Origin of the sequence: Georgenia wutianyii (assembly GCF_006349365.1) — a bacterium.
In the GTDB taxonomy this organism is placed as follows: Bacteria; Actinomycetota; Actinomycetes; order Actinomycetales; family Actinomycetaceae; genus Oceanitalea; species Oceanitalea wutianyii.
In genome coordinates, this window is record NZ_CP040899.1 from 3,022,761 (window position 1) to 3,048,167 (window position 25,407).

Here is a 25,407-nt window from a genome sequence, read left to right on the forward strand (position 1 = left end):
CGGGTAGTTGTCTGCTCTCAACAGGTGCGGATGCGCCTGCGGGGAGCGAGCCCTACGGGTCGGTTGTTTAACGGGTACTGCTGGATCGACCTGTGGGACTCACTCGCCCCGGGTCTTCTTGATGATCTCCTCGGCAACGTTCCGAGGGACCTCGGCGTAGCTGTCGAACTGCATCGAGTACACCGCGCGGCCCTGCGTCTTGGAACGCAGGTCACCGACGTAGCCGAACATCTCGGACAGCGGCACCAGGGCGCGAACGACCTTGATGCCGGTCGCGTCCGTCATGGACTGGATCATCCCACGACGGGAGTTGAGGTCGCCGATGACGTCACCCATGTACTCCTCGGGCGTACGCACCTCGACGTCCATGACCGGCTCGAGGAGGACGGGGTCCGCCTTGCGGACGCCCTCCTTCAGCACCATCGACCCGGCGATCTTGAAGGCCATCTCCGAGGAGTCGACCTCGTGGTAGGCGCCGTCGAGCAGGGTGGCCTTGATACCCACGAGCGGGTAGCCGGCGAGCACACCGTTCTGCATCGCGTCCTGCATACCGGCGTCGACGCTGGGGATGTACTCACGCGGGATGCGGCCACCGGTGACCTTGTTCTCGAACTCGTACAGCTCGCCCTCGGCAGTGTCGAGGGGCTCGAGGGTCACCTGGACCTTCGCGAACTGGCCGGAGCCACCGGTCTGCTTCTTGTGCGTGTAGTCGATCTTCTCCACCTTGCGGCGGATGGTCTCGCGGTAGGCGACCTGCGGCTTGCCGACGTTCGCCTCGACCTTGAACTCGCGACGCATGCGGTCGACGAGGACGTCGAGGTGAAGCTCGCCCATACCGCCGAGGACGGTCTGGCCGGTCTCCTCGTCCAGGCGGACGGTGAAGGTCGGGTCCTCCTCGGCGAGCTTCTGGATCGCGGTGCCGAGCTTCTCCTGGTCACCCTTGGTCTTGGGCTCCACGGCCACGTGGATCACGGGCTCGGGGAAGCTCATCGACTCGAGGACGATCGGGGCGTCCTGGGCGCACAGGGTGTCACCGGTGGTGGTGTCCTTGAGGCCGATGAACGCGTAGATGTGGCCCGCGTGGGCCTCCTCGACCGGGTTCTCCTTGTTGGAGTGCATCTGGAAGAGCTTGCCGACGCGCTCCTTCTTGCCCTTGGTCGAGTTGAGGACCTGGGCGCCCTGCGAGGCGGTACCGGAGTACACGCGGACGTAGGTGAGCTTGCCGAAGAACGGGTGCACCGCGACCTTGAAGGCCAGCGCGGAGAACGGCTCGTCCTCGCTCGGCCGGCGGATGAGGATCTCCTCCTCGTTGCCGACGGCGTGGCCCTCGACGGCGGGGACGTCGAGCGGGGAGGGCAGGTAGTCCAGGACGGCGTCGAGGATGGGCTGCACGCCCTTGTTCTTGAACGCCGAGCCACAGAAGACCGGGAAGGCCTCACCGGTGACCGTGAGGGCGCGGACGCCCTTCTTGATCTCCTCGATGGAGAGCTCCTCGCCGCCGAGGTACTTGTCGAGCAGCGCCTCGTCGGACTCGGCGACCTGCTCGATGAGCTCGGAGCGGTACTTCTCCACGAGGTCGACGAGGTCCGCGGGGATCTCCTCGATCGCGTAGTCCTCGCCCTTCTGCACCTCGCCACGCCACGTGAGCGCGCGCCGGTGCACAACGTCGACGACGCCGATGAAGTCGGACTCGGAGCCGATCGGCACCTGCATGACCAGCGGCTTCGCCTTGAGGCGGTCCTTGATGGTCTGCACGGTGAAGAAGAAGTCCGCGCCGAGCTTGTCCATCTTGTTGACGAAGCAGATCCGCGGGACGTTGTACTTGTCGGCCTGCCGCCACACGGTCTCCGACTGGGGCTCGACGCCCTCCTTGCCGTCGAACACCGCGACGGCCCCGTCGAGCACGCGCAGGGAGCGCTCCACCTCGACGGTGAAGTCGACGTGACCCGGGGTGTCGATGATGTTGATCTGGTTGTCGCGCCAGAAGCAGGTCGTGGCGGCGGAGGTGATGGTGATACCCCGCTCCTGCTCCTGCTCCATCCAGTCCATCGTCGACGCGCCGTCGTGGGTCTCGCCGAGCTTGTAGTTGATGCCCGTGTAGAACAGGATCCGCTCGGTCGTCGTCGTCTTGCCGGCGTCGATGTGCGCCATGATGCCGATGTTGCGGACCCTGGTCAGGTCGGTCAGCACGTCAAGTGCCACAGGAGACTCTCTTCAGTCGATTGCGGGTGCAGGGCGAGGAGGCGGCGACTACCAGCGGTAGTGCGCGAAGGCCCGGTTGGACTCGGCCATCTTGTGGGTGTCCTCGCGACGCTTCACCGCGGCACCCAGACCGTTGGACGCGTCGAGGATCTCGTTCATGAGGCGCTCGGTCATCGTCTTCTCGCGGCGGGCGCGGGCGTAGTCCACGAGCCAGCGCAGGGCCAGCGTGGTGGCGCGGACCGGGCGGACCTCGACGGGGACCTGGTAGGTGGCGCCACCGACACGGCGGGAACGGACCTCGAGGGAGGGACGCACGTTCTCGAGCGCACGCTTGAGGACGACGGTGGGGTCACCGTCGGTCTTCTGACGAACGCCCTCGAGGGCGTCGTAGACGATCCGCTCGGCGGTCGACTTCTTGCCGTCCTTGAGGATGCGGTTGACGAGCTGCGTGACGACCGGGGACCCGTAGACCGGGTCGACCACGAGCGTCCGCTGCGGGGCGGGGCCCTTGCGCGGCATTACTTCTTCTCCTTCTTCGCGCCGTAACGGCTGCGAGCCTGCTGACGCCCACGGACACCCTGGGTGTCCAGTGCGCCGCGCACGATCTTGTAGCGAACGCCGGGCAGGTCCTTCACGCGCCCGCCGCGGACGAGCACGATGGAGTGCTCCTGGAGGTTGTGGCCGACGCCCGGGATGTAGGCCGTGACCTCGATCCCGCTGGACAGGCGCACACGTGCGACCTTGCGAAGGGCCGAGTTCGGCTTCTTCGGGGTCGTCGTGTACACACGGGTGCACACCCCGCGCCGCTGAGGGCTGCCCTTGAGGGCAGGCGTCTTCGACGTCGAGGTCTTGACGCTGCGGCCCTTGCGGACCAGCTGCTGAATCGTGGGCACTACGTCTCCGTCTCGGATGTGTTCTCTGCTTGATGTTCGCCCGGCGGACCGGGTGGGCCGCCGGCATGACACCGGGCGGCCTGACTGCCGACCCTGTCCCCCGCACTCGGGAGTGTCGCCGAGCCTGCGGTTCACACGCACGCACGAGGGACCCGATGTCGCGGGCACCGCCCAGTAGCGTACTCTGCGGCTGTTTATCGCGTCAAAGCGTGGCGGCTTGACGTCCGTCACGCCGGGTGGTCCGTGGGGCGGCCCGGGGGCCGCCCCACGGCCGGTGTCAGACTCCCCGGAAGTCGACCCCGAAGGAGTCCGGACCGAAGTCCAGCTCCTCGAGGACGATCGGGTCCGAACCGCCCTGGACGAAGTCCAGCTCGTTGTAACCCATCTGGGAGAAGGCCTTGGCCTTCGCCTCCTCGGTGGGCTCGACCGCCACGTTCCGGTACCGGGGCAGGCCGGTCCCCGCGGGGATGAGCTTTCCGAGGATGACGTTCTCCTTGAGGCCGAGCAGCGGGTCACGCCGGCTGCTCATCGCGGCCTCGGTGAGCACCTTGGTGGTCTCCTGGAAGGAGGCCGCCGAGAGCCACGACTCGGTCGCGAGCGAGGCCTTCGTGATGCCCATGAGCTCGGGACGCCCGGAGGCGGGGGTGCCGCCCTCGGACACGGTGCGACGGTTCTCGTCCTCGAAGCGCGAGCGCTCCGCCAGCTCACCCGGCAGGAGCCGGGAGTCGCCGGAGTCGAGCACGGTCACGCGCTTGAGCATCTGGCGGACGATGACCTCGACGTGCTTGTCGTGGATGTCCACGCCCTGCGAGCGGTAGACCTCCTGGACCTGGTCGACGAGGTGCTTCTGCACCGCGCGCGGGCCGAGGATGCGCAGGACCTTCTTCGGGTCGACGGCGCCGGCGCCGAGCTGGCGGCCGACGGCCACGTGCTCGCCGTCCTCGACCAGCAGACGCATGCGCTTGGACACCGGGTAGGACAGGTCCTCACCGCCGTCGTCGCGGACGACGACGATCTTGCGGGTGCGCTCGCTGTCGTCGATCTTCACCCGGCCGGCCGCCTCGCTGATCGGGGCCTCACCCTTGGGGGTGCGGGCCTCGAAGAGCTCCTGGATACGCGGCAGACCCTGGGTGATGTCGTCGGCGGAGGCCGCACCACCGGTGTGGAAGGTACGCATCGTCAGCTGGGTACCGGGCTCACCGATGGACTGCGCGGCGATGATGCCGACGGCCTCGCCGATGTCGACGAGCTTGCCGGTGGCCAGCGAACGGCCGTAGCACCTCGCGCACGTGCCGACGCGGGACTGGCAGGTGAGGACCGAGCGGACCTTCACCTCCGAGACGCCGGCCTCGATGAGCTTGGCGATGAGGACGTCCCCGGCGTCCGCACCGGCCTCGGCGACGACGGTGCCGTCCGGCGCCGTCACGTCCTGGGCGATGGTGCGGGCGTAGACGCTGGTCTCCACCGTGTCGACGCGCTGGAGCTTCCCGGAGGAGTCCGGCGCGGCGATCGGCATGGTGAGGCCGAGCGAGGTCCCACAGTCGTCCTCACGGACGATGACGTCCTGCGACACGTCCACCAGACGACGGGTGAGGTACCCGGAGTCGGCGGTGCGCAGTGCGGTGTCCGCCAGGCCCTTACGGGCGCCGTGCGTCGCGGTGAAGTACTCGAGGACGGACAGGCCCTCGCGGTAGTTCGACTTGATCGGACGCGGGATGATCTGACCCTTGGGGTCGGCCACCAGACCACGCATACCCGCGATCTGACGGACCTGGTGCCAGTTACCACGGGCACCGGAGGACACCATCCGGAAGATGTTGTTGTCCTGCGGGAAGTTCACCCGCATGGCCTCGTCGACCTCGTTGGTCGCCTGGGTCCAGATGTCGATGAGCTCGGAGCGACGCTCCTCCTCGCTGCGACGACCGAGGTCGTACTCGCGCTGGACCTTCTGCGCCTTCTCCTCGTAGCCCTCGAGGATCTTGGCCTTGGCGTCCGGGGCGACGACGTCGGAGATGGCGATCGTCACGCCCGAGCGGGTGGCCCAGTAGAAGCCGGCCTCCTTGAGCGCGTCGAGGCTCGCCGCGACGTCGACCTTGGGGTAGCGCTCCGCGAGGTCGTTGACGATCGCCGAGAGCTCCTTCTTGGTCACCACGCCGTTGACGAACGGGTAGTCCACCGGGAGCAGCTCGTTGAACAGCGCGCGGCCGAGCGAGGTCTCCAGGGTGATCGGGTCACCCTGCTCCCAGCCCTCCGGAGCCGTCCAGCCGCGCGGCGGGACGATGTCGTCCAGGCGGATCTTCACCACGGCGTTGAGGTCCAGCTCACCGGCGTCGAAGGCCATGAGCGCCTCGGACGGGGAGGTGAAGGACCGGCCGGCGCCCTTGGCGTCTGCCTTCTCACCGGTCAGGTGGAACAGGCCGATGATCATGTCCTGGGTGGGCATGGTCACGGGCCGGCCGTCCGACGGCTTGAGGATGTTGTTGCTCGAGAGCATGAGGATGCGGGCCTCGGCCTGCGCCTCGGTGCTCAGCGGCAGGTGGACCGCCATCTGGTCGCCGTCGAAGTCGGCGTTGAAGGCGCCACACACGAGCGGGTGGAGCTGGATCGCCTTGCCCTCGACGAGCTGCGGCTCGAACGCCTGGATACCCAGACGGTGGAGCGTGGGGGCGCGGTTGAGCAGCACCGGGTGCTCGGTGATGACCTCCTCGAGCACGTCCCACACCTGGGTGCGGGCGCGCTCGACCATGCGCTTGGCGGCCTTGATGTTCTGCGCGTGGTTGAGGTCGACGAGCCGCTTCATGACGAAGGGCTTGAACAGCTCGAGGGCCATCTGCTTGGGCAGACCGCACTGGTGGAGCTTGAGCTGCGGACCCACGACGATGACGCTTCGGCCGGAGTAGTCGACGCGCTTGCCGAGCAGGTTCTGCCGGAAGCGGCCCTGCTTGCCCTTGAGCATGTCGGAGATCGACTTCAGCGCACGGTTGCCCGGTCCGGTGACGGGGCGGCCGCGGCGGCCGTTGTCGAACAGCGAGTCCACGGCCTCCTGGAGCATCCGCTTCTCGTTGTTGACGATGATCTCCGGCGCGCCCAGGTCGAGCAGCCGCTTGAGGCGGTTGTTCCGGTTGATGACGCGGCGGTAGAGGTCGTTGAGGTCGGAGGTCGCGAAGCGGCCACCGTCCAGCTGGACCATCGGACGCAGGTCCGGCGGGATGACCGGGACCGCGTCCAGCACCATGCCGAGCGGGGAGTTGTCGGTCGTGAGGAACGCGTTGACGACCTTGAGCCGCTTGAGGGCGCGGGTCTTGCGCTGACCGGTGCCGGTGGCGATGGTCTCGCGCAGCGAGTCGGACTCCGCCTTGAGGTCGAAGGTCTCCAGGCGCTTCTGGATGGCCTCGGCCCCCATGTAGCCCTTGAAGTAGATGCCGTAACGGCTCTGGAGCTCGCGGTAGAGCAGCTCGTCGCCCTCGAGGTCACCGACCTTGAGGTTCTTGAACCGGTCCCAGATCGTCGCGAGACGCTCGAGGTCCTGGTCGGCACGCTTGCGCAGCTGCGCCATCTCGCGCTCGGCGGACTTGCGCAGCTTCTCGCGGGCGTCGGCCTTCGCGCCGGCCTGCTCGAGCTCGGCGAGGTCCTCCTCCAGGCGCTTGGCGCGCGCCTCGATGTCGGTGTCGCGCTTGCGCTCGACGTCCTGCTTCTCCAGGTCGATCTCGTTCTGGAGGCTGGGCAGGTCCTCGTGACGCCCCTCCTCGTCGACCTCGGTGATCATGTACGCCGCGAAGTAGATGACCTTCTCGAGGTCCTTCGGGGCGAGGTTGAGGAGGTAACCGAGGCGCGAGGGCACGCCCTTGAAGTACCAGATGTGGGTGACGGGAGCGGCGAGCTCGATGTGGCCCATCCGCTCACGGCGCACCTTGGAGCGCGTGACCTCAACGCCACAGCGCTCACAGATGATGCCCTTGTAGCGCACGCGCTTGTACTTGCCGCAGTTGCACTCCCAGTCCCTGGTGGGACCGAAGATCCGCTCGCAGAACAGGCCGTCCTTCTCCGGCTTGAGCGTGCGGTAGTTGATCGTCTCGGGCTTCTTGACCTCTCCGTGCGACCAGCCACGGATATCCGATGCCGTGGCCAGTCCGATGTGGAGCTGGTCGAAGACATTGACGTCGAGCAAGGTTTCCTACTTCCTTCGGCGAGTCACCGTGTGGAATCCAAACAAGGGGCCGGCAGGCTGCCGTGGCGGGGACGCCACGGCAGCCGCGGCCACTAGATGTCGTCGACGCTGCTGGCGTCCGGACGACGGGACAGGTCGATACCGAGCTCGTCTGCAGCGCGGTACACCTCCTCGTCGGCGTCACGCAGCTCGATGGCGTTGCCCTCCGCGTCGAGCGCCTCGACGTTCAGGCACAGCGACTGCATCTCCTTCATGAGCACCTTGAAGGACTCGGGGATGCCGGGCTCGGGGATGTTCTCGCCCTTGACGATCGCCTCGTAGACCTTGACGCGACCGGGGATGTCGTCGGACTTGATGGTGAGGAGCTCCTGCAGCGCGTACGCGGCGCCGTAGGCCTCCAGGGCCCACACCTCCATCTCACCGAAGCGCTGGCCACCGAACTGCGCCTTACCACCGAGCGGCTGCTGGGTGATCATCGAGTACGGACCGGTGGACCGGGCGTGGATCTTGTCGTCCACGAGGTGGTGGAGCTTGAGGATGTACATGTAGCCCACGGCGACCGGCTCCGGGAACGGCTCGCCGGAGCGGCCGTCGAAGAGGCGGGCCTTGCCGTCGGTGCCGACCATGCGCACGCCGTCGCGGTTCGGGGTGGTGTGCCCGAGCAGGCCGGTGAGCTCGTGCTCGTGGATGCCGTCGAAGACCGGGGTGGCGACCGGGGTGCCGGGGGCACCCACGAGGGCCTCCTCCGGCAGGTCCTCGACCCACGCACCCTCGCCGCGCGGGGCGTCCGTCGCGTCCCACCCGCGCTTGGCGACCCACCCGAGGTGGGTCTCGAGCACCTGGCCGACGTTCATACGGCCGGGCACGCCGAGCGGGTTGAGGATGATGTCGACCGGGGTCCCGTCCTCGAGGAAGGGCATGTCCTCCTCGGGCAGGATCTTGGCGATGACACCCTTGTTGCCGTGACGCCCGGCGAGCTTGTCGCCGTCGGTGACCTTGCGGCGCTGGGCGATGTAGACCCGCACCATCTGGTTGACGCCGGCGGGCAGCTCGTCGTCCTCGTCCGCGTTGAACTCCTGGATGCCGATGACCGTCCCGGACTCACCGTGGGGCACCTTGAGGGAGGTGTCGCGGACCTCGCGGGCCTTCTCACCGAAGATCGCGCGCAGGAGGCGCTCCTCGCTGGTCAGCTCGGTCTCACCCTTCGGGGTGACCTTGCCGACGAGGATGTCGCCCGCGGAGACCTCGGCGCCGATGCGGATGATGCCGCGCTCGTCGAGGTCGGCGAGGACGTCCTCGGAGACGTTCGGGATGTCCCGGGTGATCTCCTCGGGGCCGAGCTTCGTGTCGCGGGCGTCGACCTCGTGCTCCTCGATGTGGATCGAGGTGAGGACGTCCTCGGACACGAGGCGCTGCGACAGGATGATCGCGTCCTCGTAGTTGTGGCCCTCCCACGACATGAACGCGACGAGGAGGTTCTTGCCGAGCGCGAGCTCGCCCTCGTCGGTCGCCGGGCCGTCGGCCAGCGCGGAGCCGACCTCGACGCGGTCACCCTCGTTGGCCAGCACGCGCTGGTTGTAGGAGGTGCCCTGGTTGGAGCGGCGGAACTTCGCGACCCGGTAGATCTGGGTCGTGCCGTCGTCCGCGGCCACGTGGATGGCGTCGGCCGAGACCTCGGAGACGACACCGGCCTTGGTCGCGGTGATGACGTCGCCGGCGTCGACCGCCGCGCGGCGCTCGAGGCCGGTGCCGACGAGCGGAGCCTCGCTGCGCACCAGCGGCACGGCCTGGCGCTGCATGTTCGCACCCATGAGGGCGCGGTTGGCGTCGTCGTGCTCGAGGAACGGGATCATCGCGGTGGCGACGGAGACCATCTGGCGCGCCGAGACGTCCATGTAGTCGATCTCGTCGGGCGACACGGTCGCCATCTCGCCGCTGCCGCCGCTCTCGCGGACGAGGACCTGGTCCTCGACGAACTTGCCGTCCTCGTCCACCTTGGCGTTGGCCTGGGCGATGACGTAGCGGTCCTCGTCGTCGGCGGTGAGGTAGTCGACGTCGTCGGTCACCCGGCCGTCGACGACCCGGCGGTACGGGGTCTCGACGAAGCCGAACGGGTTGATCCGGGCGAAGGTCGCCAGCGAGCCGATGAGGCCGATGTTCGGACCCTCAGGGGTCTCGATCGGGCACATGCGGCCGTAGTGCGACGGGTGGACGTCACGGACCTCCATGGCCGCGCGGTCACGGGACAGACCACCGGGGCCGAGGGCGTTGAGACGCCGCTTGTGCGTCAGCCCGGCCAGCGGGTTGTTCTGGTCCATGAACTGCGACAGCTGCGACGTGCCGAAGAACTCCTTGATGGAGGCGACGACCGGTCGGATGTTGATGAGGGTCTGCGGCGTGATCGCCTCGACGTCCTGCGTCGTCATGCGCTCGCGCACGACGCGCTCCATCCGGGACAGACCCGTGCGGATCTGGTTCTGGATGAGCTCGCCGACCGAGCGGATGCGCCGGTTGCCGAAGTGGTCGATGTCGTCGGTCTCGACGCGCACCGTGACCTGCTCGCCGTCGCGGTCGACGGTGTACTCCGTCTCACCCTTGTGGAGGGCGAGGAGGTAGCGCACGGCGGCCTTGATGTCCTCGACGCGCAGCACCGACTCGGAGAGGTCCGCGTCCGTGCCCAGCTTCTTGTTCACCTTGTAGCGGCCGACCTTGGCGAGGTCGTAGCGCTTGGGGTTGAAGTAGTAGTTCTCCAGCAGGTTCTTGCCGGCCTCGACCGTCGGGGGCTCGCCCGGACGCACCTTGCGGTAGATGTCGAGGAGGGCTTCCTCCTGCGTGGAGACGTTGTCCTTCTCGAGCGTCTCGAGCAGGACGGGGTAGTCCGCGTACTCCTCGCGGATCTCGCTCTCGGTCATGCCGAGGGCGCGCAGGAAGACCGTGATGGACTGCTTGCGCTTGCGGTCGATGCGGATGCCGACGGCGTCGCGCTTGTCGATCTCGAACTCGAGCCAGGCGCCACGCGAGGGGATGACCTTCGTCGTGAAGATGTCCTTGTCGGACGTCTTGTCCGCGGAGCGCTCGAAGTACACACCCGGGGAACGGACCAGCTGGGAGACGACGACGCGCTCGGTGCCGTTGATGATGAACGTGCCGCGCTCGGTCATGAGCGGGAAGTCGCCCATGAAGACCGTCTGCGACTTGATCTCACCGGTCTCGTAGTTCGTGAACTCCGCCGTGACGAACAGCGGGGCCGCGTAGGTGAAGTCCTTCTCCTTGCACTCCTCCGGCGTGTACTTCGGCGGCTCGAAGCGGTGGTCGTTGAAGGACAGCGACATCGACTGGCCGAAGTCCTCGATCGGGGAGATCTCCGAGAAGATCTCCTCGAGGCCCGAGGTCTGCGGGACGTTCTTGTCGCCCCGCTCGATGGCGGCGGAGACGCGGGCGCGCCAGGCCGGGTTGCCGAGCAGCCAGTCGAAGCTCTCGGTCTGCAGGCCGAGCAGGTCGGGTGCCTGGAGCGGCTCGTGGATCTTTGCGAACGAGACGCGGCGCGATGCGGTCCGTGCGGCAATGTCTTCAGCGGTGGGAACAGAAGAGGTGCGCGAGGCAGCCAAAGGGGGTCCTTCCCTGCGAATTGTGTGCACACTGCGCTGATGGTGACTGGCTCGCCGTCACGAGCCCGAAGAGTCGGGCATGGCCGAGGACGGCTGGCGGGCAGGCAGAAGTCAGCGCAAAGCGATAGCATACATGCGCAGGCAGGGCTGTGTCCAGCGCTCCATCACGCTGAAGACTCAGGGCCAACGGCGCCCACCATACGCCATGAGGGCTTGTGCGTGAAGCGCCGGCGCGCGGGTCGTTGCCGTTTCGTTGCACATCGGCGTGCGTGGCCCGCCCGCCGAGCCGCTGCGGACCGCTCCCCCGCGCGACGGGCGCGGCCCCGGGGACGCCGACGGCCCGGCACCCCTGGGGGTACCGGGCCGTGAGCGTGAGCCGTGAGGCTCAGGTGTCAGTGAGAGGTCACTTGACGGCGACGGTCGCGCCGGCGCCCTCGAGGGCCGCCTTCGCCTTCTCCGCGGTGTCCTTGTCGACGCCCTCGAGCACGGCCTTGGGGGCCGAGTCGACGAGGTCCTTGGCCTCCTTGAGGCCGAGGCTCGTGAGCGCGCGGACCTCCTTGATGACCTGGATCTTCTTGTCGCCGATGGCCTCGAGGACGACGTCGAACTCCGACTTCTCCTCCTCGGCCGCGCCGGCGTCGCCGCCGCCGGCCGGGGCGGCCGCGGCAACCGCGACCGGAGCAGCAGCGGTGACCTCGAAGGTCTCCTCGAACTGCTTCACGAACTCGGAGAGCTCGATGAGGGTGAGCTCCTTGAAGGCCTCGATGAGCTCCTCGGTGGTGAGCTTCGCCATAATGGGGCGTTCCTTCCTATCTGTCTGCCCGTGCTGGTACTGCGTGGAGCAGGGTGGGTGGGGGTGCCGATGCCTCAGGCAGCGTCGGCGGCCTGCTTCTCGCGAAGGGCCTCGATGGTGCGCGCAGCCTGGGTGGCCGGCGCGGTGAACAGGTAAGCAGCCTGGTAGAGCGCTGCCTTGAACGCGCCAGCAGCCTTGCCCAGCAGCACCTCGCGGCTCTCGAGGCTCGCAAGCTTGTCGACGTCCTGCGCCGACAGCATGCGTCCCTCGAGGACACCGCCCTTGATGACGAGCTGGGGGTTGGTCTTGGCGAAGTCACGCAGACCCTTGGCCGCCTCGACGGGCTCGCCCGTGACGAAGGCGATCGCGGTCGGGCCGTTGAGCTGGCTCTCGAGCTCGCCGAGACCCGCCTCCTTGGCCGCGATCGCGGTGAGCGTGTTCTTCACCACGGCGTAGCTGGCATTGCTGCCGAGCGAGCGGCGCAGCTCCTTGAGCTGGCCGACGCTGAGCCCGCGGTACTCGGTGAGCACGACGGCGTTCGCCTCACGCAGCTGCTGCGTGAGCTCGGTGACTGCCGCCACCTTGTCAGGCCTCGCCATGGCCCTCCTTTTCGATCGTGCCGCCGGAGAGTGAGGGCCGCGAGCAAGAAAAAAGCCCCGCGCAGCGTGTGCACGGGGCGCTCGTCGCGAGACGGCGTCTCATGTTCACCTGCGCTGGCTCCGCTAGCTGCGGACTTCGGCCCGTCATGGCTGACGGGAGACCGGCGGTCTTGGGCAGGAGCAACACTACCCCGCCGGCGCCGCGGCTCCAAGTGCGTGGGACCGACTGTGCCGCACCGCACAGGGAGAAACGACAGCGCCCCGACCCTCGGGAGGGTCGGGGCGCTGTCAGAGCTCAGGTCAGGACGGGCTGTCCGACGCGAGGTTGCGGGTCAGGGTCGCGTCGAGCGGGATGCCCGGGCCCATCGTCGTCGTCATCGTCGCCTTGGAGATGTAGCGGCCCTTCGAGGAGGACGGCTTGAGACGCAGGATCTCGTCCAGGGCGGCGGCGTAGTTCTCGACGAGCTGCTCGTCGGAGAAGGAGGCCTTGCCGATGATGAAGTGCAGGTTGGAGTTCTTGTCGACACGGAACTCGATCCGGCCGCCCTTGATCTCGTTGACGGCCTTGGCGACGTCCATGGTCACCGTGCCCGTCTTCGGGTTGGGCATGAGGCCGCGGGGGCCCAGGACGCGGCCGAGACGACCGACCTTGCCCATGAGGTCCGGGGTGGCGACGGCGGCGTCGAAGTCCGTCCAGCCGCCGGCGACCTTCTCGATGAGCTCGTCGCCACCGACGACGTCGGCGCCGGCGGCCTCGGCCTGCGCCGCACGCTCACCGACGGCGAAGACGATGACGCGGGCGGTCTTGCCGGTGCCGTGGGGCAGGCTCACGGTGCCGCGGACCATCTGGTCGGCCTTGCGGGGGTCGACGCCGAGACGGAAGGCGACCTCGACGGTCGAGTCGAACTTGGCGGTCGCGCCGGCCTTGGCGAGGCGGACGGCCTCGAGCGGGGCGTAGACCTGCGAGCGGTCGATCTTCTCGGCCGCCGAGCGGTAGTTCTTGCTGCGCGTGGTCATGCTGCTTCTCCTCTGGTCAAGCAGGTGTGGTCTGCGGGTCCGCGCGGACCCTGCCACATGGCGCCGGGGCGCCGGGAACGGTGGACGCGGGAGGCGTCCGGTTGCCTCAGTCCGTGACGGTGATGCCCATGGAGCGGGCGGTGCCGGCGATGATCTTCGCGGCGGCGTCGACGTCGTTGGCGTTGAGGTCGACCATCTTGCCCTCGGCGATCTCGCGGACCTGGGCCATGGTGAGGGAGCCGACCTTCGCGGTGTGCGGGGTGCCGGAGCCCTTCGCGACGCCCGCAGCCTTCTTGATGAGCTCGGCCGCCGGCGGCGTCTTGGTGACGAAGGTGAAGGAACGGTCCTCGTAGACCGTGATCTCCACCGGGATGACGTTGCCACGCTGCGACTCGGTCGCCGCGTTGTACGCCTTGCAGAACTCCATGATGTTCACGCCGTGCTGACCGAGCGCGGGGCCGATCGGCGGCGCGGGGGTCGCGGCGCCGGCCTGGATCTGGAGCTTGATCAGGCCTGCAACCTTCTTCTTGGGAGGCATGGTGCGTCCTTTTGTTCCTGGGCGTCGGTGACCGCCGACGCCGCCTTGCGGGGCCCGACACAGCAGAGGCGTGCGCCGGGGAGTCGTCCGCTCAGATCTTGGCGACCTGGGAGAACGACAGCTCGACCGGGGTCTCCCGGCCGAAGATCGAGACGAGCACCTTGAGCTTCTGGGACTCCGGGGTGATCTCGGAGATCGTCGCGGGAAGCGTCTCGAAGGGGCCGTCGGTGACCGTGACGGACTCGCCCACGGAGAACTCGACCTCGATCGGGGTGCTCGTAGTGCCGGCGCCGGAGTCGGCCTTGGCCGACTCCTTGGGCGCGAGCGCCGGGGCGAGCATCGAGAAGACCTCGTCCTCGGTGAGCGGCACCGGCTGGTGGGTGTGGCCGACGAAGCCGGTGACACCGGGCGTGTGGCGCACCGCGCCCCACGACTCGTCGGTCAGGTCCATGCGCACGAGCACGTAGCCCGGGATACGGACCCGGCTGACGAGCTTGCGCTGGGAGTTCTTGATCTCGACGACGTCCTCCATCGGAACCTCGACCTGGAAGATGTACTCCTCCATGTTGAGGCTCTGGATGCGGTTCTCGAGGTTCGCCTTGACGCGCTTCTCGTAGCCCGCGTAGGAGTGCACGACGTACCAGTGGCCCGGCAGCATGCGCAGCTCGCGGCGGAACTCCTCCTCGGGGGAGACCTCCTCGGCCTGCTCGTCGACGGCGGTCTCCGCCTCGACGGGCTCCTCGACAGGGCTCGTGTCCTCGTCGGCGACGTCGCTCTCCTCCTGCGCGGCGAGGCTCTCGGCCTCTGCACCCGGCAGGTCGGTGGGGACGTCGTCTGGAACCTCGCCCTGGGCCGTGGTGTGCACGGTCTCCTCAGTCACGAAGGTCACCAACTTTCTGCGTCGTAGTTCAGTCGTGCGGGGGGCGGGTCAGCCGCCGAACACCCACAGCGCGAGCCGCCCGAAGCCCAGGTCGATCACGCCCACGTAGGCCATGATCGCCAGCACGAAGACGATGACGACGACGAAGAACGTGAACAGCTCGTTACGGGTCGGCCGGACGACCTTCTTCAGCTCGGCGATCACCTGGCGCACGAAGAGTGCGATCCGGGCGAAGAGGCCACGCTTCTTCGTCGCACCCGGACCAGCCGGGCGACCGGCACGCTCGGGCTTGCCCGAGGTCGTGCTCGCGGACTCACTCACAGGCGTTCCTCACTGGTCTGGGTGTCTGGGCCGGGACGTCGCGTCGACGCCGCTCTTGCAGGGCAGGAGGGACTCGAACCCACAACCGCCGGTTTTGGAGACCGGTGCGCTACCAATTGCGCCACTGCCCTTCGGGGACCTCTTGCGACCCGACCGACCCGTCCGCGATCCCCGCACGAGGCGGTGGAGCGCACGTTCCAGTCCGGAGGCGATCAGCCACCAGGGAACGAGTGTACGCGTCTGCGTGCCCCAGGTCGAACCCGGCACCCCGTGACCCTCGTCGCGCCGCCGGATCGCGGGCTGGACGGACGGTCACGAGACATCGTCCCCGTGACACCATAGCGGGGTGACCGAGAACACGAGCACCCCGACCATTCCGTCCCCGCGGCGCGTGTCCGCCAGGCTCGCGGCGATCGCCGAGTCCGCGACCCTCGCCGTGGATGCCAAGGCGAAGGCGCTCAAGGCCGCCGGTCGGCCCGTCATCGGGTTCGGCGCCGGCGAGCCGGACTTCGCCACCCCGCAGTACATCGTCGACGCGGCCGTCGCCGCGGCGCAGGAGCCGGTCAACCACCGCTACTCCCCCGCCAAGGGCCTGCCGGTCCTCCGCGAGGCGATCGCGGCCAAGACGCTGCGCGACTCGGGCTACGAGATCTCCCCCGACCAGGTCCTCGTGACCAACGGTGGCAAGCAGGCGGTCTACGAGGCGTTCGCCGCGATCATCGACCCGGGCGACGAGGTCCTCCTCCCCGCTCCGTACTGGACGACCTACCCCGAGGCCATCGCGCTCGCCGGTGGCAGCGCCGTCGAGGTCTTCGCGGGGACGGACCAGGACTACCTCGTCACCGTCGAGCAGCTCGAGGCCGCCCGGACCGACCGGACCAAGGCGCTGCTGTTCTGCTCGCCGTCCAACCCGACCGGCGCCGTCTACTCCCCCGAGCAGACCGCAGCCATCGGCCGCTGGGCGCACGCGAACGGCATCTGGGTCGTCACCGACGAGATCTACGAGCACCTCGTCTACGACGACGCCGAGTTCACCTCGATCCTCAAGGTCGTCCCCGAGCTGGCCGACACGACGATCGTGCTCAACGGCGTCGCCAAGACGTACGCGATGACCGGCTGGCGCGTGGGCTGGCTGGTCGGCCCGGCCGACGTCGTCAAGGCCGCGACGAACCTCCAGTCGCACCTCACGTCCAACGTCTCCAACGTCTCCCAGCGGGCCGCCCTCGCCGCCGTCGCCGGGGACCTGTCCGCCGTCGAGACGATGCGCGAGGCCTTCGACGAGCGCCGACGCACGATGGTGCGAATGCTCCGCGAGATCGACGGTGTCGAGGTCCCGACGCCGCGGGGCGCCTTCTACGCCTACCCGAACGTCGAGGGGCTGCTCGGCCGCACGTTCCGCGGCCGCACGCCCCGGACGTCCGCCGAGCTCGCCGAGCTCATCCTCGAGGAGGTCGAGGTGGCCGTGGTCCCGGGCGAGGCGTTCGGCCCGAGCGGGTACCTGCGGCTGAGCTACGCGCTCGGCATGGACGACCTCGTCGAGGGCATCAGCCGAATGCAGGACCTCCTGCGCTGACCCCGTTCTGACGGCCCCGGGTGCACATGTGTGCCCGGGGCCGTCGGCGTCCTCCCCGGCGGGGAGGGAGTGCGCGGGGAGGGCTCAGGCGCCGGCGAGCCAGCGCTCCGCCTCCGCGAGCCGGCCCTCGGCGTCCACCCGCCAGTCGGGGGCCTCGCGCCGCCGTGCCCCCGCGACGAGGGACAGCACCACGCCGGCGGCCCGTGCGCGCAGCGCGCCGGGGTCCACCCACCGCGAGCACATCTCGGTCCACGTCGCGAGGACGGCCGGCACCTGCGGGTAGGTCCGGGGCGCGAGGTGCGGCAGCACGCTCACGTGCGCGAGGAGGCACGCGAGGTCGTCCACGCGGTGGCCGGGCCCGACGGAGTCCACGTCGAGCACCGCGCTCACCCTGTCGGCAGCCATGAGGAGGTTCGCCTCGTAGAGGTCGCCGTGGGTCGGGACCACCGGCCCCGGGTCGGTGCGGCCCAGCGCCGCGCCGACCCCCGCCGCGAGCCGTTCGATGCGCGCGCGGTGCTCGGGCAGGACGACGCTCGCGGCGTGTCCGTAGTGGTCGGCACGCTCGGCCCACGCCGCGCGCCGCGGCAGGTCGAGCACGGCCGCGGGCAGCCGGTCCAGGACGGCGACGACGTTCTCGAGGGTCGCCCGCGCCCGCGCCGTACCCATGCCGCGGGCGAGCTCGGACGCGAGGGAGGCGCCACGCCCCGAGCGGATGACGAGCAGGCCGTCCTCCGCGGCGAGGAGGACCTCCGGGGCGGGCACCCCGGCCTCGGTGAGCAGCCGGTGCCGGGTGGCGAGGTCGCGCAGCGTCCTGGGCCGCACGACCTTGGCGTAGACCTGCCCGTCGGCGAGCGCCTCACCGCGCGCACGGACGACGGCGCGTCGCAGCGGACGGTAGGCGAGGAGCTCGACGGCGGGGGGCCGGGCCACGCCCAGCCTCCCGGCCAGCCCCGCGGGCGAGCACGCGTCCCCGAGGGCGGGCAGCTCCGGGTCGGCCGGGTGGCGCCACACGTGGACCACGCTGCCGCCGCTCTCCAGCCGCACCAGCCCGTCGCCCGCGGGTGCGGTGACCCGGCCGGTCGTGGCGCACAGGTAGTCGTCCTGCCCCCGCGCGGACACCGTGTAGCCCACGGTCACCCCCGCGCCCGGCCGGTGGTGCACGGTGTGGACCTCCCACCGGCCGAGCGCCGCACCCTCGGCGGCCAGCGCCGCCTGGAGGATCTCGCGCGCCCCGGGGCCGGTGAGCAGGGCGACGTCGTCCCGCTCCGCCTGGGTCAGCGCCTCGTCCATGGCGCACAGTCCACCACGTCCGCGGCGTGCTGGACCCGTTGTCCGGGGCGTGGTCGTGGGAGACTCTGCCCCGTGCGGGACCTCACGACGTTGCCGAAGACCCACCTGCATCTGCACTTCACCGGCTCGATGCGGCCCGCGACGCTGGCCGAGCTCGCCGACGAGGCCGGGGTCCGCCTCCCGCCCGCGCTGCTCGACGGCGTCGCGCTCCGGGTACCGGCGAGCGAGCGCGGCTGGTTCCGCTTCCAACGCCTCTACGACGCCGCCCGCGCCGTCGTGCGCTCGGAGGCCGCGATGCGCCGCATCGTCCGCGAGGCCGCCGAGGACGACGCCGCCGAGGGCTCGCGCCGCCTGGAGATCCAGGTCGACCCGACGTCCTACGCCCCGTTCGTCGGAGGGCTCACCCCGGCGCTGGAGATCGTCCTCGACGAGGCCCGGTCGGCGAGCCGCGCCACCGGGGTGGAGGTCGCCGTCGTCGTGGCCGCCTCGCGCATGCGCCACCCGCTCGACGCTCGCACGCTGGCCCGGCTGGCGGTGCATCACCAGCCTGACGGCGTCGTCGGCTTCGGGCTGAGCAACGACGAGCGCCGCGGGGACACGAGCCTGTTCGCCGGAGCCTTCTCGATCGCCCGCCGGGCCGGGCTCGCCAGCCTCCCGCACGGCGGGGAGCTGCTCGGCCCGGACCACGTCCGCGACGTCCTCGCCCACCTCGGACCCACGCGGCTGGGCCACGGGGTGCGGCTCGCCGACGACCTGTCGCTGCTGGAGAAGGTCACCGAGGCCGGCATCACCCTCGAGCTCGCGCCGGCGAGCAACGTCGCCCTCGGCGTCTACCCCACGGCCGCCGACGTCCCGCTGCGCCGCCTGTTCGAGGCGGGGGCGCAGATCGCCCTCAGCGCCGACGACCCGCTCCTGTTCGTCTCCCGGCTCGCCGACCAGTACCGCATCGCCCGCGAGGACCACGGCATGGACGACGCCCAGCTCGCCGAGCTCGCGCGCATGTCGGTCCGGGGCAGCCTCGCCTCCGAGGCGAGCAAGCGGCGCTGGCTCGCGGAGATCGACGACTGGCTGGCCGCGCCCGCCGCCCCGCCGTCCGGGCCGACCGTCTAGAGGTCCAGGCCGACGACGACCGGCTCGGGCACGAGCGCGATGCCGAACCGGTCCCGCACGGCGTCGCGGATGTGCGCGGCGAGCCCGAGGATGTCCGCCGCACTCGCCCGGCCCCTGTTGGTGAGGGCCAGGACGTGCTTGCCCGACAGTGCGGCCCGCTCGGGGTCGCCGTAGCCCCGCTCGAAGCCCGCGCGGGAGATGAGCCACGCGGCGGAGGTCTTCACCAGCCCCTCGACGGTGCGCGGCTCGCCCCCGAGGGACGGCCGGGAGCGGTCCTCGACCGGGAAGCGGGGCGCGTCGGCGGGCAGCAGCGTGTCCGCCTGCTCGGTGGTGAGGATCGGGTTGGTGAAGAAGGAGCCCGCGGACCAGGTGTCGTGGTCGGCGTCGTCCAGGACCATGCCCTTGCCGCGTCGCAGCTCGAGGACCGCCTCGCGGACCCGGGCGGCCGGGGCGCGCTCGCCGAGCCCCACGCCGAGGGTGCGGGCCAGCTCGGCGTACCGCACCGGGGCGGAGGACGTCCCCAGGGCGAGCTGGAAGCCGACCTCGAGGACGACGTAGCGGCCCGTGGGTCCCCAGGTGCGTCCGCCTCCGGCGGCCGGGTCGGTGAGCGAGCGCTTGAGCACGCTCGTGCGGTAGCCCAGGCCCAGCTCCGAGGCGACGAGCGAACGGACGCGACGGGTCAGCCGGTCGTAGACCCGGACGGTCTCGAGGGTGTCGGCGACCTCCTGGCCGTAGGCACCGACGTTCTGGACGGGCGTGGCGCCGGTGGAGCCCGGGATGCCGGACAGCGCCTCGATCCCCCGCCAGCCCTCCTCGACGGCGGTCGCCACGACCTCGTCCCACGGCTGGCCGGCGGGCACCGCGACGAACGCACCGGCGCACGCGTACTGCTCACGCCGCTCGATGCCGCGCCGCCGGTCGCGCACGACCACGCCCGGGAAGACGTCGTCGGAGGCGAGGAGGTTGGAGCCACCGCCCAGGACGAGCAGCGGGGTGCCCTCGTCGTCGGCCGCCTGGACGGCGGCGACGAGGTCGGCCTCGGTGTCGGTGTCGACGAGCCGGCCGACGGGTCCGCCGACGCGCAGGGTGGTCAGGTCGGCCAGCGTGGGGGTGGTCGCGTTCGGGCTCACCCGACCAATCTAGACGCGCGCGGGTCCCGGCCGCGCTCGGCGGCCGGGACGTGCGCGGCACCTCACACGCGGGCCGGACGGGTGTCCGCGAGGGGCCGGGCGGCCCCGCTGACGACGAAGCCGAGGAGGAGCGGGCCGGCGATGGCGAGGAGCGCGTACCGGTAGCCGACGTGCTCGGCGAGCAGTCCGAGCAGCGGCGGTCCGCAGAGGAAGGCGAGGTAGCCGATCGAGGCGACCACCGACACCCGCATGGCGGCGTGGAGCGGCTCGTCGCCCGCCGCGCTCATCCCGGCCGGGAAGCCGAGCGCCGCCCCCAGGCCCCAGAGGAACGCCCCGGCGAACGCGAGCCACAGCCACGGGGAGAGGGCGAAGAGGAGCAGGCCGGCGAGCGCGACGAGGGTCGTGGCGCGCAGCACCGTGACGCGGCCGAAGCGGGCGAGCAGCCGCTCCCCCGCCAGGCGCATGAGCGTCATCGCCACGACGAAGACACCGAAACCGACCGCCCCGACGGCGTCGGACGTCTCGAAGCCGTCGACGACGGCGAGGGCGACCCAGTCGTTCGCGGCCCCCTCGGTGAGGGCGAAGGCGAGCACCATGACGCCGACGAGGACGGTGCGGGGCTCGCGCCACCCCGCCAGCGCCGCGGCGAGCCCTCGGCGGCGGCTGCCCCGCGTGGGTGCCGGGACGTGGGGCAGGAAGCCCCGGGTCGCCACGAGCACCCCGAGCACGACGACGACGGCGACGACCGCGAGGTGGACGGTCACCGGGACGCGGAGCAGGGCCGCGACCGCGCCGACCCCGGCTCCCGCGACGGTGCCGATCGAGAAGCCGGCGTGGAACCGCGGCATGATCTCGCGGGAGATCGCGTGCTCGACGACGCCGCCCTCGACGTTCATCGCCACGTCCCAGCCCGCGATGCCCACCTGCGCGACGAGCAGCCCGAGCGCGAGCACGGGGACGGACCCCGCGAGGAGCCCGAGGATGACGACGACGAAGCCGCCGGCCGCGACGAGCGACGAGCCCCGGACGGTCGGGGCGGTCCCCCAGCGCTGCGCGACCGCGCCGGCTGCCGGGAGGGCGAGCAGCGACCCGACGGAGCCGACGAGCAGCAGCAGGCCCATCTGCCCGGGAGTCAGCCCGAGCGCGTCCCGGACGGCCGGCAGGCGCGAGACCCAGTTGGCGAAGAGGAACCCGTTGAGTGCGAAGACGACGACGACGGCCACCGCGGCGCGGCGGCCCGCCACTGCGGCGGCGGTCACCGGGTCCGGACCAGCGCCTGGGCCTTGGCGAGCACGGTGACGCCCGCGGCGCGGGCGGTGAGGTCGACCCGCACGGTCCCGGCCTCGGGGTCGAGGGCTCCGACCTTGCCGGTGACCTCGAGCTCGACCTCGCCCGGGTCCGGAACGACGATCGGCCTGGTGAAGCGCACGCCGTAGTCCAGGACGGCGCCCGGGTCCCCGGCCCACTCGGTGACGGCGGCCGCGGCCAGGCCCATCGTCGCCATCCCGTGGGCGATGACGCCGTCCAGGCCCACCTCGCGGGCGACCCGCTCGTTGTAGTGGATCGGGTTGAAGTCCCCGGAGGCGCCGGCGTAGCGCACGAGCAGCGCCCGGTCGACGGTGAAGGTGCGGGTGAACAGCTCGTCCCCGACGACGAGGTCGCTCATCGGCCCTCCCCCCGCACGGCGAGGGTGGAGCGCACGGTGGCGACCGGGGCGCCGTCGTCGTCGACGATCTCGGCCCGGGTGCTCACCATCGCGACGCCCGCCCGCTCGGTGACGGCGTCGACGTGGACGGTGGTGCGCAGGAGGTCCCCGGCGACGATCGGGCGGTGGTGGGTGAAGCGCTCCTCGGCGTGGACCACGCGGGAGAAGTCGATGCCGGACTCGGGGTCGGCGATGTACGCCTGCTCGGCCCGCTGCGCGACGACGACGGCGAAGGTCGGCGGGGCGACGACGTCGTCGTAGCCGAGCGCGCGGGCGGCGTCCCGGTCGGTGTGGGCGGGGTGCGCCGAGCCGGTGGCCGCGGCCATCTCGGCGATCTTCACGGCGGACACCTGGTAGGTCTCGGTCGGGGAAAAAGAACGCCCCACGAGCGTCGTGTTGACGCTGGTGGGGCGGGCTGCGCTGTCGGTCACGCGGTCAAGCGTAAGGGCGTCAGCGGGTCTCGCGGTGCGTGGTGTGAACGTTGCAGCGCGGGCAGTGCTTCTTCATCTCGAGCCGGTCGGGGTTGTTCCGCCGGTTCTTCTTCGTGATGTAGTTCCGCTCCTTGCACTGCTCGCAGGCGAGAGTGATCTTCGGGCGAACGTCACTGGACTTGCTGGCCACGTGTTTCCTCGCGTTCATCGGGGCTCCGGGGCCCCGGAGCCGTGTCGTTCAGTAGCGGGGGCGGGACTCGAACCCGCGACACCACGATTATGAGCCGTGTGCTCTAACCACCTGAGCTACCCCGCCATGATCGTCGACCCATGGCCGGCACGCCATGTTACGTGACGCACGACGTGGACGTCGATCGGAGCCCCGAAAGGGAATCGAACCCTTGACCTTCTCCTTACCATGGAGACGCTCTGCCGACTGAGCTATCGGGGCAGCGGGGATGAGACTACCTGGCCCGGGGCCGGAAGACGAAATCGTCGAGACGTGCGCTTCCTCACGTCGGCCCTCAGGCCCGTCAGGACGCGGATAACTCGGCCGTCGGCACCTGTCGGGCGGATGGCCCCACTCGGCTCCCGCCGGGTGGCGGGGCTGGTCGGGGGGCCGCCGGCGACGCACCGCTGACGCGTCACGGGCTCCGCCCGGATGCCGGCCGAGCTCCCCAGCGGGCAGCCGCCGCCCCCTTGGACCGACGGGGCGCGGGGGCCTGGTACGACAACAGCCCGGGCCCCTGAGGGCCCGGGCTGTGCACGTGGCGGGTGCAGGATTCGAACCTGCGAAGCATTCCGCGGCTGATTTACAGTCAGCTCCCTTTGGCCGCTCGGGCAACCCGCCTTGGTCCGCGAAGGACCGAGTGGAAGAATAGCAAGCCGTAGCGGGTGCTCCTAACCGGGCGCCGCGTGATCCCCCTCGCACCGACCCTAGGAGACCGCGATGGCCGACTCGTCCTTCGACGTCGTGAGCAAGATCGACCGCCAGGAGGTCGACAACGCCGTCAACCAGGCCGCCAAGGAGATCGCCCAGCGGTACGACTTCAAGGGCGTGGGGGCGTCCGTCGCGTGGAGCGGCGAGGACGCCATCCTCCTCACGGCCAACTCCCCCGAGCGCGTGCTCGCCGTCCTGGACGTCCTGCAGACCAAGCTCATCAAGCGCGGGGTGTCCCTCAAGGCGCTCGACACCGGTGACGACGAGCCCAAGCCCTCGGGCAAGGAGTACCGCCTCGTGGCGGCGCTCAAGGAGGGGCTGAGCTCGGAGAACGCGAAGAAGATCACCAAGCTCATCCGCGACGAGGGCCCCAAGGGCGTCAAGACCCAGATCACCGGGGACGAGGTGCGGGTCTCCTCCAAGAGCCGCGACGACCTCCAGGAGGTCATCGCCCTCCTCAAGGGCGCCGACATCGACGCCGCGCTCCAGTTCGTCAACTACCGCTGAGGCTCGCTGAGCGCCTGAGGGGCGCTGAGGCAGCCGGCCGGGGCGACAGCCCAGGGGCGGTCCCAGAGGGCAGCCTGACGGCCCGCTGAGCGCTCCCAGGGCGTCCGGAGCGACTCCACGGGGCCCCTGGAGGGCCTGAGAGTGGCACGGGAGGCGCCGAGCGGACGCGGACGCCCGGGAGCCTCGTGTGGGGCTCAGTGGTGCTCGGCGCGTGGGCCGAGACGCCCGGGAGCCTCCTGTGGGGCTCAGTGGGGCTCGGCGCGTGGGCCGGTGCGGGCACCCCGGCCTGGCCCCCACCACGCAGCCACGTCTCCCTGCCACCCCGTCCTCACACCGGTCCCATCAGCACCCGGCGCCGGCGTGGCGCGCGGCGTGGCTCGGACTCGGTGGCAGGAATCGTGCAGCGCCGGCGCGACCGACCGAAGCCGACGCCGCACGCGCGGCAAGGACGCTGCCCCCGGCGCGACAGCGCAGCCGCCGTGGCAGTTCCTGCCACAAAGTCCTCACACCAGTCCCACCAGCACCCCGCGTCGGCGTGGCGGGCGGCGCGGCGCGGACCTGGTGGCAGGAAGTGCTCGGCGGGCGAGGCGAGGTGGCAGGAAGCCTCTTCGGCCCACGGCACCTCAGCAGGGCCGAACCTGCCACAAAGTCCTCACACCGGCCCCACCAGCACCCCTGCGACGGCGTGGCGCTCCGCGCGGCGCGGACCTGGTGGCAGGAACGTGGCGCCGCGCGGCGAGGTCGGCAGGGAACCCACCGGCGCAGGTGCCGGGCGGGGTGCCTGCGGCCGACGAGCGGCCACCAGCGCCGGCCTCAGCGGCGAACCGTCAGCGGTAGCCGGCCATCTGCTCCAGGCGGGCGATGCGGTCGGCCATCGGCGGGTGGGTGGCGAAGAGCTTGGTCATGCCGCCGCCCCGGAAGGGGTTGGCGATCATCATGTGCGAGACGTCCTCGAGGCGCGGGTCCGGGCGCAGCGGCGCGGCCGCGGTGCCCCGCTCGAGCTTGGCCAGCGCCGAGGCCAGGGCCATCGGGTCACCCGTGAGCCGGGCGCCGTCCTCGTCCGCGTCGTACTCCCGGGTGCGGGAGATCGCGAGCTGGATGAGGGAGGCCGCGACCGGCGCGAGGATCGCCGTGGCGAGCATCGCCAGCGGGTTGCCGCCGCGGTCCCGGCCGCCGCCGAAGAAGAGCAGGAACTGGGCGGCCGAGGTGATGAGCCCGGCGATCGCCGCCGCCACCGAGGACGTGAGGATGTCGCGGTTGTAGACGTGCATGAGCTCGTGGCCCAGCACCCCGCGCAGCTCACGCTCGTCGAGGATCTGCAGGATCCCCGCCGTGCAGCACACGGCCGCGTTGCGGGGGTTGCGACCCGTGGCGAAGGCGTTGGGCTGCATCGTCGGGGAGACGTACAGCCGCGGCATGGGCTGGCGCGCGGTGGTGGAGAGCTCGCGCACGATGCGGTACATCGCCGGCGCCTCGGCCTCGGAGACCGGGCGGGCCCCCATCGCGCGGATCGCGATCTTGTCCGAGTTCCAGTAGCTGTAGAACGTCGTGGCCAGGCCGATGAGCGCGAAGAGCCAGATGAACGCCCCCGAGCCGGTGCCGTTGGCGATGAGACCCCCGATCCCCAGGAGCACCGCCCACATGACGCCGAACAGCGCAGCGGTCTTCACCCCGTTCAGGTGCCGGCGACCAGCATCCATGT

At 70.5% G+C, this 25,407-nt stretch carries 21 protein-coding genes and 4 tRNA genes; 3 read left to right on the forward strand and 22 right to left on the reverse strand.

All coding sequences use genetic code 11. From position 1 onward, the window contains the following. Window positions 1-99: 99 nt before the first annotated feature. The 12 genes from fusA to FE251_RS13405 all read right to left on the reverse strand — a co-directional run bounded on the left by fusA (window position 100) and on the right by FE251_RS13405 (window position 15,150). A complete protein-coding gene (gene fusA / locus FE251_RS13350) occupies window positions 100-2,202 on the reverse strand; it encodes an elongation factor G (RefSeq protein ID WP_139071848.1) in 2,103 nt (700 codons plus the stop codon). Window positions 2,203-2,250: 48 nt separating this feature from the next. Then, window positions 2,251-2,721 (reverse strand): 30S ribosomal protein S7, encoded by a 471-nt coding sequence (rpsG, locus tag FE251_RS13355; RefSeq protein ID WP_139071849.1) that lies wholly within the window; start codon window positions 2,719-2,721, stop codon window positions 2,251-2,253. Then, a complete protein-coding gene (gene rpsL, locus FE251_RS13360; RefSeq protein WP_110852524.1) occupies window positions 2,721-3,095 on the reverse strand; it encodes a 30S ribosomal protein S12 in 375 nt (124 codons plus the stop codon). The genes rpsG and rpsL overlap by 1 nt, the downstream gene beginning before the upstream one ends. A 277-nt stretch (window positions 3,096-3,372) precedes the next feature. Beyond that, on the reverse strand, window positions 3,373-7,263 hold the full coding sequence (locus tag FE251_RS13365) for a DNA-directed RNA polymerase subunit beta' (protein WP_139949027.1): 3,891 nt from the start codon (window positions 7,261-7,263) through the stop codon (window positions 3,373-3,375). 92 nt (window positions 7,264-7,355) lie between these two features. After that, window positions 7,356-10,871, reverse strand: a complete 3,516-nt coding sequence (gene rpoB, locus FE251_RS13370; RefSeq protein ID WP_139071850.1) for a DNA-directed RNA polymerase subunit beta — start codon at window positions 10,869-10,871, stop codon at window positions 7,356-7,358. 403 nt (window positions 10,872-11,274) lie between these two features. Beyond that, a complete protein-coding gene (rplL, locus tag FE251_RS13375) occupies window positions 11,275-11,664 on the reverse strand; it encodes a 50S ribosomal protein L7/L12 (RefSeq protein ID WP_139071851.1) in 390 nt (129 codons plus the stop codon). Between the two features lie 74 nt (window positions 11,665-11,738). Then, a complete protein-coding gene (gene rplJ, locus FE251_RS13380) occupies window positions 11,739-12,263 on the reverse strand; it encodes a 50S ribosomal protein L10 (RefSeq protein ID WP_139071852.1) in 525 nt (174 codons plus the stop codon). A 300-nt stretch (window positions 12,264-12,563) separates the two neighbouring features. Beyond that, window positions 12,564-13,280, reverse strand: coding sequence for a 50S ribosomal protein L1 (gene rplA / locus FE251_RS13385; RefSeq protein ID WP_139071853.1), 717 nt, complete (start codon window positions 13,278-13,280; stop codon window positions 12,564-12,566). 106 nt (window positions 13,281-13,386) lie between these two features. Then, window positions 13,387-13,818, reverse strand: coding sequence for a 50S ribosomal protein L11 (gene rplK / locus FE251_RS13390; RefSeq protein ID WP_139071854.1), 432 nt, complete (start codon window positions 13,816-13,818; stop codon window positions 13,387-13,389). Between the two features lie 91 nt (window positions 13,819-13,909). After that, window positions 13,910-14,698: a transcription termination/antitermination protein NusG gene (gene nusG / locus FE251_RS13395; RefSeq protein ID WP_407925272.1), complete on the reverse strand. Its 789-nt coding sequence runs from the start codon at window positions 14,696-14,698 to the stop codon at window positions 13,910-13,912. A gap of 48 nt (window positions 14,699-14,746) precedes the next feature. Then, a complete protein-coding gene (secE, locus tag FE251_RS13400) occupies window positions 14,747-15,019 on the reverse strand; it encodes a preprotein translocase subunit SecE (RefSeq protein WP_139071855.1) in 273 nt (90 codons plus the stop codon). 58 nt (window positions 15,020-15,077) lie between these two features. After that, window positions 15,078-15,150 (reverse strand) — tRNA-Trp (locus tag FE251_RS13405). Between the two features lie 215 nt (window positions 15,151-15,365). Between FE251_RS13405 and FE251_RS13410 the strand changes: the two genes are divergently transcribed. Next, on the forward strand, window positions 15,366-16,592 hold the full coding sequence (locus FE251_RS13410; protein ID WP_139949028.1) for a pyridoxal phosphate-dependent aminotransferase: 1,227 nt from the start codon (window positions 15,366-15,368) through the stop codon (window positions 16,590-16,592). A gap of 84 nt (window positions 16,593-16,676) precedes the next feature. Here the strand turns inward: FE251_RS13410 and FE251_RS13415 are convergent, their stop codons facing one another. After that, entirely contained in the window at window positions 16,677-17,882 is a 1,206-nt protein-coding gene (locus tag FE251_RS13415; protein ID WP_139949029.1) for a protein kinase family protein, read from the reverse strand. 72 nt (window positions 17,883-17,954) lie between these two features. On the opposite strand from FE251_RS13415, the gene FE251_RS13420 reads away from it, so the two are divergent. Continuing rightward, a complete protein-coding gene (locus FE251_RS13420) occupies window positions 17,955-18,992 on the forward strand; it encodes an adenosine deaminase (protein ID WP_139071858.1) in 1,038 nt (345 codons plus the stop codon). Here FE251_RS13420 and FE251_RS13425 read toward each other — a convergent pair. The 8 genes from FE251_RS13425 to FE251_RS13460 all read right to left on the reverse strand — a co-directional run bounded on the left by FE251_RS13425 (window position 18,989) and on the right by FE251_RS13460 (window position 23,108). Continuing rightward, window positions 18,989-20,122 (reverse strand): UDP-N-acetylmuramate dehydrogenase, encoded by a 1,134-nt coding sequence (locus tag FE251_RS13425; protein WP_139071859.1) that lies wholly within the window; start codon window positions 20,120-20,122, stop codon window positions 18,989-18,991. The two genes, FE251_RS13420 and FE251_RS13425, sit on opposite strands and share 4 nt — an antisense overlap. Window positions 20,123-20,184: 62 nt before the next feature. Continuing rightward, the gene (locus FE251_RS13430) at window positions 20,185-21,381 is read right to left on the reverse strand and encodes an MFS transporter (RefSeq protein WP_139949030.1); all 1,197 of its coding nucleotides are present in this window, start codon (window positions 21,379-21,381) and stop codon (window positions 20,185-20,187) included. Continuing rightward, window positions 21,378-21,788 carry a MaoC family dehydratase gene (locus FE251_RS13435; protein WP_139071861.1) on the reverse strand — a complete coding sequence of 137 codons (411 nt, stop codon included), beginning with the start codon at window positions 21,786-21,788 and terminating at the stop codon, window positions 21,378-21,380. The genes FE251_RS13430 and FE251_RS13435 overlap by 4 nt, the downstream gene beginning before the upstream one ends. Continuing rightward, window positions 21,785-22,258, reverse strand: a complete 474-nt coding sequence (locus tag FE251_RS13440; protein WP_179954760.1) for an FAS1-like dehydratase domain-containing protein — start codon at window positions 22,256-22,258, stop codon at window positions 21,785-21,787. The genes FE251_RS13435 and FE251_RS13440 overlap by 4 nt, the downstream gene beginning before the upstream one ends. A 19-nt stretch (window positions 22,259-22,277) precedes the next feature. Then, the gene (gene rpmG / locus FE251_RS13445) at window positions 22,278-22,448 is read right to left on the reverse strand and encodes a 50S ribosomal protein L33 (protein WP_139071862.1); all 171 of its coding nucleotides are present in this window, start codon (window positions 22,446-22,448) and stop codon (window positions 22,278-22,280) included. 52 nt (window positions 22,449-22,500) lie between these two features. After that, window positions 22,501-22,574 (reverse strand) — tRNA-Met (locus tag FE251_RS13450). Between the two features lie 62 nt (window positions 22,575-22,636). After that, window positions 22,637-22,709 (reverse strand) — tRNA-Thr (locus tag FE251_RS13455). Between the two features lie 317 nt (window positions 22,710-23,026). Then, window positions 23,027-23,108 (reverse strand) — tRNA-Tyr (locus tag FE251_RS13460). A 99-nt stretch (window positions 23,109-23,207) separates the two neighbouring features. Between FE251_RS13460 and FE251_RS13465 the strand changes: the two genes are divergently transcribed. After that, on the forward strand, window positions 23,208-23,705 hold the full coding sequence (locus FE251_RS13465) for a YajQ family cyclic di-GMP-binding protein (RefSeq protein ID WP_139071863.1): 498 nt from the start codon (window positions 23,208-23,210) through the stop codon (window positions 23,703-23,705). A gap of 827 nt (window positions 23,706-24,532) precedes the next feature. Here the strand turns inward: FE251_RS13465 and htpX are convergent. Beyond that, window positions 24,533-25,405: a zinc metalloprotease HtpX gene (gene htpX, locus FE251_RS13470; RefSeq protein ID WP_139949031.1), complete on the reverse strand. Its 873-nt coding sequence runs from the start codon at window positions 25,403-25,405 to the stop codon at window positions 24,533-24,535. Window positions 25,406-25,407: the final 2 nt, after the last annotated feature.

Coding starts and splice junctions, on each gene's coding strand:
- rpsG (WP_139071849.1), bottom strand. CDS start 2,721: ATGCCGCGCAAGGGCCCCGCCCCGCAGCGGACGCTCGTGGTCGACCCG.
- rplA (WP_139071853.1), bottom strand. CDS start 13,280: ATGACCACGCGCAGCAAGAACTACCGCTCGGCGGCCGAGAAGATCGAC.
- htpX (WP_139949031.1), bottom strand. CDS start 25,405: ATGGATGCTGGTCGCCGGCACCTGAACGGGGTGAAGACCGCTGCGCTG.
- rplL (WP_139071851.1), bottom strand. CDS start 11,664: ATGGCGAAGCTCACCACCGAGGAGCTCATCGAGGCCTTCAAGGAGCTC.
- FE251_RS13415 (WP_139949029.1), bottom strand. CDS start 17,882: ATGGACGAGGCGCTGACCCAGGCGGAGCGGGACGACGTCGCCCTGCTC.
- FE251_RS13435 (WP_139071861.1), bottom strand. CDS start 21,788: ATGAGCGACCTCGTCGTCGGGGACGAGCTGTTCACCCGCACCTTCACC.
- FE251_RS13465 (WP_139071863.1), top strand. CDS start 23,208: ATGGCCGACTCGTCCTTCGACGTCGTGAGCAAGATCGACCGCCAGGAG.
- rplJ (WP_139071852.1), bottom strand. CDS start 12,263: ATGGCGAGGCCTGACAAGGTGGCGGCAGTCACCGAGCTCACGCAGCAG.
- rplK (WP_139071854.1), bottom strand. CDS start 13,818: ATGCCTCCCAAGAAGAAGGTTGCAGGCCTGATCAAGCTCCAGATCCAG.